General features: G+C 70.9%; 2 protein-coding genes. Both read left to right on the top strand.

Features of this window, described 5'->3' with window-relative positions; genetic code table 11:
- Positions 1-5,289 (top strand): type I polyketide synthase (locus ABT352_RS40565; protein WP_350950411.1); only part of this gene is annotated, 5,289 nt, incomplete at its 5' end.
- A gap of 40 nt (positions 5,290-5,329) precedes the next feature.
- A partial coding sequence (locus ABT352_RS40560; RefSeq protein ID WP_350950409.1) for a type I polyketide synthase occupies positions 5,330-7,131 on the top strand: 1,802 nt, incomplete at its 3' end.

Below are 7,131 nucleotides of genomic sequence, written 5' to 3'. Positions count from 1 at the left end.
TCGCCGCGTGAGGCGCTGGCGATGGATCCGCAGCAGCGTCTGTTGCTGGAGGGGGTGTGGGAGGCGGTCGAGCGGGCCGGGATCGACCCGCTCTCGCTCAAGGGCAGCCACACCGGCGTCTTCGTGGGAAGCAACAGCCAGGACTACACGAGCCTGATCATAAGTACGCAGACGGACGTGCAGGGCCATGGCGTCACCGGCCTCTCGGCCAGCGTGCTGTCGGGCCGCCTGTCCTACATGCTGGGCCTGGAGGGGCCGGCGATGACCGTGGACACCGCGTGCTCGTCGTCGCTGGTGGCGCTGCATCTGGCGGCGCAGGCGCTGCGGCAGGGTGAGTGCTCGCTCGCGCTGGCCGGTGGTACGACGGTGATGGCGTCACCGTTGGGGTTCATCGGCTTCAACGCGCAGGGCGGGATAGCGGCCGACGGGCGATCCAAGGCGTTCTCCGACAGCGCGGACGGCACCGGCTGGTCCGAGGGTGTGGGCATGCTGGTGCTGGAGCGGCTGTCGGATGCCCGCCGCAACGGGCACGAGGTGCTCGCGGTGGTGCGGGGTTCTGCGGTGAACCAGGACGGTGCGTCGAACGGGTTGACGGCGCCGAACGGTCCGTCTCAGCAGCGGGTGATCCGCCAGGCGCTTGCAGGCGCCGGGCTCTCGGCGTCCGAGGTGGACGCGGTGGAGGCGCACGGTACGGGTACCAAGCTGGGTGACCCGATCGAGGCCCAGGCCCTGCTGGCGACCTACGGCCAGGACCGTCCGGAGGACCGTCCGCTGCTGCTGGGCGCGATCAAGTCGAACCTGGGTCACACCCAGGCGGCGGCGGGCGTGGCCGGTGTGATCAAGATGGTGCTCGCGATGCGGCACGGTGTGCTGCCTCGGACGCTGCATGTGGATGAGCCGTCGTCGCATGTGGACTGGGCCTCGGGTGCGGTGGAGTTGCTGACCGAGGCGACGGAGTGGCCGCAGACGGGTCGTCCGCGTCGGGCGGGTGTGTCGTCGTTCGGGATCAGCGGCACCAACGCGCACGTGATCCTCGAACAGGGGCCGGAAGCGCCGGGGGGAGAGGACGCTTCGCTGGACCGGGTGCCGGTTGCGGGTGTGGTGCCGGTGCCGGTGTCGGCGAAGACGGGTCAGGCGTTGCGGGTGCAGGCCGGGCAACTGCTGTCCCTCCTGGAGGGTGAGCCCGGTCTCGGGTTGGCCGATGTGGCGTTCTCGCTGGCGACGACGCGGTCGGCGTTCGAGCATCGGGCGGTGGTGCTGGCCGATGGTCGTGAGGGTGTGCTGGCCGGGCTGGGGGCGTTGGCCGAGGATCGGCCGGGTGCGGGTGTGGTGCGCGGGGTGGCCGCGGGTGAGCCGCAGTTGGCGGTGCTGTTCACCGGTCAGGGGTCGCAGCGGGCCGGGATGGGCCGGGAGCTGTATGGGCGGTTCCCGGTGTTCGCGGCGGCGTTGGACGCGGTGGTCGCGGAGCTGGATCCGCTGCTTGAGGGGTCGTTGCGTGAGGTGCTGTTCGCCGAGCCGGGATCTGCGGCGGCGGAGGCGCTGGATCGGACCGGGTGGGCGCAGCCTGCGTTGTTCGCGGTGGAGACGGCGTTGTTCCGGCTGGTGTCCTCGTGGGGAATCCGGCCGGATGTGCTGGCCGGGCACTCGGTCGGGGAGATCGCGGCGGCTCATGTGGCGGGGGTGTTGTCGCTGGCCGATGCGTGTGCGTTGGTGGCGGGTCGGGCGCGGTTGATGCAGGCGCTGCCCGAGGGTGGGGCGATGGTGTCGGTGCGGGCCTCTGAGGAGCAGGTCGCCGGGCTGCTGGCCGGACGCGAAGACCAGGTGTCCATCGCGGCCGTCAACGGTCCGACCTCGGTGGTGATCTCCGGTACCGAAGAGGCGGTGCTGGAAGTGACCGCCGCTCTGCGGGAACGGGAGATCAGGACGAAGCAGCTGCGGGTGTCGCACGCGTTCCATTCGCCGCTGATGGACCCGATGCTGGAGGACTTCCGCACGTTGGCGAGCAGGCTCACCTACGGGGCGCCGAGGACCCCGATCGTGTCGACCCTGACCGGACAGGCGGCGACAGCCGAGCAGTTGTGCTCGCCGGACTACTGGGTGGAGCAGGTCCGCGGCGCGGTCCGTTTCGCCGACGGCATCCGCACGTTGCAGGCGCAGGGGGTGCGGGCGTATCTGGAGCTGGGCCCCGACGGGGTGCTCACCGCGATGGCCCAGGACACGCTGACGGCCGACCCGGAGGCACAGGCGCACGAGTTGCCCACGGTGCTGGTGCCGGTGCTGCGCAAGGGTCGGGACGAGCACGCGGCGTCCATGGCGGCGCTGGCCGAGCTGCATGTGCACGGGGTGCCGGTGGACTGGCGCTCGGTGCTGCCGGGTGGTCGCCGGGTCGATCTGCCGACCTATCCCTTCGAGCACCAGCGGTTCTGGCCCGAGGGCAGTGCGGGTGCGGGGAATGTGGCGGCGGCGGGACTGGCCGCGACGGATCATCCGCTGCTGGGCGCCGCGGTCGGGCTGGCCGACTCCGATGGGGTGGTGCTGACGGGTCGGTTGTCGCTCTCGTCGCATCCGTGGCTGGCCGACCACGTGGTGGCGGGCTCGGCGGTGGTGCCGGGTTCGGTGTTCGTGGAGCTGGTGGTGCGTGCCGGTGACCAGGTCGGCTGCGAGGCGGTCGAGGAGCTGACCCTGATCACGCCGCTGGTGCTGGGCGAGCGGGACACGATCGCGATGCAGGTGTCGGTGGGGGCTCCGCAGGAGTCGGGCCGCCGGAGCGTGAGTGTGTACGCCCGTTCGGCGGAGGCGGCCGAGGAAGTGGCGTGGACGCGGTACGCGACCGGGACGCTCGCGACCGAAGTAGCGGAGGTCGCGCCATTTGACGCGTCCGTCTGGCCTCCGCAGGGGGCGACCGCCATCGAGGTGGACGGGCTGTACGAGGAGCTGGCCGAGGACGGCTTCGCCTACGGGCCGGTGTTCCAGGGGCTGCGGGAGGTCTGGCGTGGTGCCGAGGGCGAGGTGTTCGCCGAGGTGGCGCTGCCGGAGCAGGCGGTGTCGAGTGCGGCTTCGTTCGGGGTGCATCCGGCGCTGCTGGACGCGGCGCTGCACGCGGTGACCTTCGCCGGGCTGGAGCCGGTGGAGGGGGGCCGGTTGCCGTCCTCGTGGGAGCGGGTGTGCCTGCACGCGGGTGGGGCGTCGGTGCTGCGGGTGCGGCTGGCCAGGACGGGCCCGGATGCGGTGTCGCTGAGCGCGGTGGATGCCGCCGGTGGTCCGGTGGTGTCGGTGCGCAACGTGGTGTTGCGGCCGGTCGAGGTCGAGCGGCTCAGGGTTTCCGATGGTGTCGGAGCGGGCTGGGAGTCGTTGTTCGGGGTGGAGTGGACGCCCGCGGGTGCTGCGGCGGAGGTCGACGGAATGTCGGTGGCGGTACTCGGTGCGGATGCGCTGGGTGTGGCTCCGGCGTTGCGGGAGGCCGGGGATGCGGTGGCGGTGCATGCGGACCTGCCCGCGCTGGTGGAGGCGGGGCCGGTGCCGGCGGTGGTGCTCGCGGAGGTGGTCTCCGAGTCGGCGGCCGGGATGGTGGAGTCGGCGCATGCGCTGACCGCCCACGTTCTGGACCTGCTGCAGGGTTGGCTGGCCGATGACCGGTTCGCCGAGTCGCGGCTGGTGTTCCTCACCCGGGGCGCGGTCGCGGCGGGTGACAGCGAAGTGGTCACCGATCCGGCGGCCGCGGCGGTGTGGGGTCTGGTGCGCAGCGCGCAGTCGGAGAACCCGGGCCGGTTCCTGTTGGTCGACGTGGACGAGGAATCCCCGCTGTCGGTGCTGCCGGGGAGGTTGGTGTCCGAAGAGCCGCAGACGGCGGTGCGCGGGGGCGAGGTGCGGGTTCCGCGCCTGGCACGGGTACTGCCTGGGGATGTCGTGGCAGAGGCGTTCGGTGACGACTCCGGTGAGGATGTCGGCCGGGTCTGGGATCCGGAGGGAACCGTCCTGATCACCGGTGGTACCGGTGGTCTGGGTGCGCTGTTCGCGCGGCACGTGGTGGCCGAGCGTGGCGTACGTCATCTGCTGCTGACCAGCAGAAGAGGGCTGGACGCTCCGGGTGCGGTGGAGTTGCGGGCGGAGTTGATCGCGCACGGTGTCGAGGTCACGATCGCGGCCTGTGACATGGCGGATCGGGATCAGGTCGCGGGCCTGCTGGCGCAGGTGAACGGCGAGCACCCGCTGACCGCGGTGATCCACACCGCGGGTGTGCTGGCCGACGGCACGATTCCGTCGTTGACGGCGGAGGGCCTGGGGGCGGTGCTGCGTCCCAAGGTCGACGCCGCCTGGCATCTGCACGAGCTCACCCAGGACATGGACCTGGCCGGATTCGTGATGTTCTCCTCGTTCGCCGGTGTGCTGGGAGCGCCTGGTCAGGGCAACTACGCGGCGGCGAACGTGTTCCTGGACGCGCTGGCTCAGGTGCGCCGGGCCGCGGGACTGCCGGGGCTGTCGTTGGCGTGGGGCGCGTGGGCTCAGGACGCGGGAATGACCGGCACACTGGGCGAGATCGAGATGCGGCGGATCAACCGGACAGGGATGCCGGCGCTCTCGGCCGAGCAGGGGCTCGCGGCGTTCGAGGCCGCGGTCGAGTCGGGCCGGGCGGCGGTGGCGCCGGTACGGCTGGAGCTGTCGGCGCTGCGGGCGATGGGCGAGGTGCCGCATCTGATGCGGGGCCTGGTCCGCGCTGGGCGTCGCTCGGCGGTCTCGGTCCTCGCGGGCGGTGAAGCGGAGCTGGTGAAGCGGCTCGCCGGCCTGGAGCACACCGAGCAGGTCCGGCTCATGACGGACCTGGTGTGCACGCAGGCGGCGGTGGTGCTGGGACACGAGTCGCTGGACGCGATCCAGCCGGGACGAGAGTTCCGCGAACTGGGCTTCGACTCCCTCACCACCGTGGAACTGCGCAACCGGCTCAATGCGGCCACTGGACTGCGACTGCCCGCCACTCTCATCTTCGACTACCCGACCCCGGCCAGCCTCGCCGAACACCTCCTGGAGGAGATCGCGCCCGGAGCGAACAAGGCCACGGAGTTGTCGTTGCTGGCCGATCTCAACCGGTTCGAGACCGCTCTTTCCGGCACCGCGCTCGACGATCTCGCCCGGAACGGCATCGTCACCCGGCTGCGGCAGCTGCTGGCGAAGATGAGCGAGAGCAGCACGGAAACTAGTGAAATCGCTGTCGCCGACGTGCTCAACTCGGCGAGTACCAAGGACATCCTCGGTTTCATCGAAAACGAACTGGGTCGCCTCAAGGACCTGTGATGTCCCGGCTCATACGCGAATAGCCTGGAGGGCTTCTCCCATGTCGGAAGACCTGAAGCTCGTTGACTACCTGAAGTCGGTCGCCACCGATCTGCACGAGACCCGCCGACGGCTCGAAGAGGTGGAGTCGGGCAAGCGTGAGCCGATCGCCATCGTGTCGATGTCATGCCGCTTTCCAGGTGGAGTCGCCTCTCCTGAGGATTTGTGGCGGTTGCTGGTCGAGGGTGAGGACGCGATCTCGCCGGTCCCGGCCGATCGGGGCTGGGACCTGGGGATGTCGTCGGAGCTGGGATCCGACGGCGCGGGTGGCGAGGTCCAGGGCGGGTTCCTGTCGGATGTGGCGGGGTTCGACGCGGGGTTCTTCGGGATCTCGCCGCGTGAGGCGCTCGCGATGGATCCGCAGCAGCGGTTGCTGCTGGAGACGACGTGGGAGGCGGTCGAGCGGGCCGGGATCGACCCGGCCTCGCTGAAGGGCAGTTCCACCGGGGTGTTCGTGGGCACCAACGGTCAGGACTACATGAACCTGATCATGAGCACCCGGGTGGATCTTCAGGGCCATGGCGTCACCGGTCTGGGAGCCAGCGTGCTGTCGGGCCGCCTGTCCTACACCCTGGGCCTGGAGGGGCCCGCGGTGACGGTGGACACCGCGTGTTCGTCGTCGCTGGTGACACTGCACCTCGCGGTACAGGCGCTGCGGTCGGGGGAGTGCTCGCTCGCGCTGGCCGGCGGCATCACGGTGATGACGTCGCCGATGGTGTTCGTCGGCTTCAGCGCGCAGGGCGGGATGGCGCCCGATGGCCGGTGCAAGGCGTTCTCCGACAGCGCGGACGGCACCAGCTGGTCCGAGGGTGTGGGCATGCTGGTGCTGGAGCGGTTGTCGGACGCGCGCCGCAACGGCCACCAGGTGCTGGCGGTGGTGCGGGGTTCCGCGGTGAACCAGGACGGCGCGTCGAATGGGTTGACCGCGCCGAACGGCCCTTCGCAGCGGCGGGTGATTCGTCAGGCGCTGGCCGGGGCGGGGCTCTCGGTGTCCGAGGTGGACGCGGTCGAGGCGCACGGCACCGGCACGGTCCTGGGTGACCCGATCGAGGCGCAGGCGCTGCTCGCGACGTACGGCCAGGACCGGGACGAGGGTCGTCCGCTGCTGCTGGGGGGGATCAAGTCGAACCTCGGCCACACCCAGGCGGCGGCCGGTGTGGCCGGTGTGATCAAGATGGTGCTCGCGATGCGGCACGGGGTGCTGCCCAAGACGCTGCACGTGGACGCGCCGTCCTCGCACGTGGACTGGTCGGCGGGCGCGGTGGAACTGCTGACCGAGTCGGCCGAGTGGCCGAAGACAGGTCGTCCGCGCCGGGCGGGTGTGTCGTCGTTCGGGGTCAGCGGTACGAACGCGCACGTGATTCTCGAGCAGGGGCCGGAAGCGCCGGAGGGAGAAGGCGCTCCGCAGGCACGGACGCCGGCCGCCGACGTAGTTCCGCTGTTGGTGTCGGGTCGTACGGGTGAGGCGTTGCGGGCGCAGGCCGAGCGGCTGGTCTCGCATGTGGAGGGCCATCGTGAGGTGGCGCTGGTGGATACGGCGTTCTCGCTGGTGGTGTCGCGGTCGGTGTTCGAGCACCGTGCGGTGGTGGTGGGTGAGGATCGCAAGGGTTTGCTGGCGGGGCTGGGTGCGGTGGCTTCGGGTGAGCCCACGGCGGGTGTGGTGTCCGGGGTGGCGGATGTGGTTGGGAAGTCGGTGTGGGTGTTCCCTGGTCAGGGGGCGCAGTGGGTGGGGATGGGTGCGGCTCTGTTGGAGGAGTCGGGGGTGTTCGCGGCGCGGATGGCGGAGTGTGCGGCGGCGTTGGA

It is taken from the genome of Streptosporangium sp. NPDC000563 (assembly GCF_040299985.1).
Lineage (GTDB): Bacteria > Actinomycetota > Actinomycetes > Streptosporangiales > Streptosporangiaceae > Streptosporangium.
Note: the sequence above shows the minus strand (reverse complement) of the source record. Positions and strands in the feature narration are given on the sequence as shown.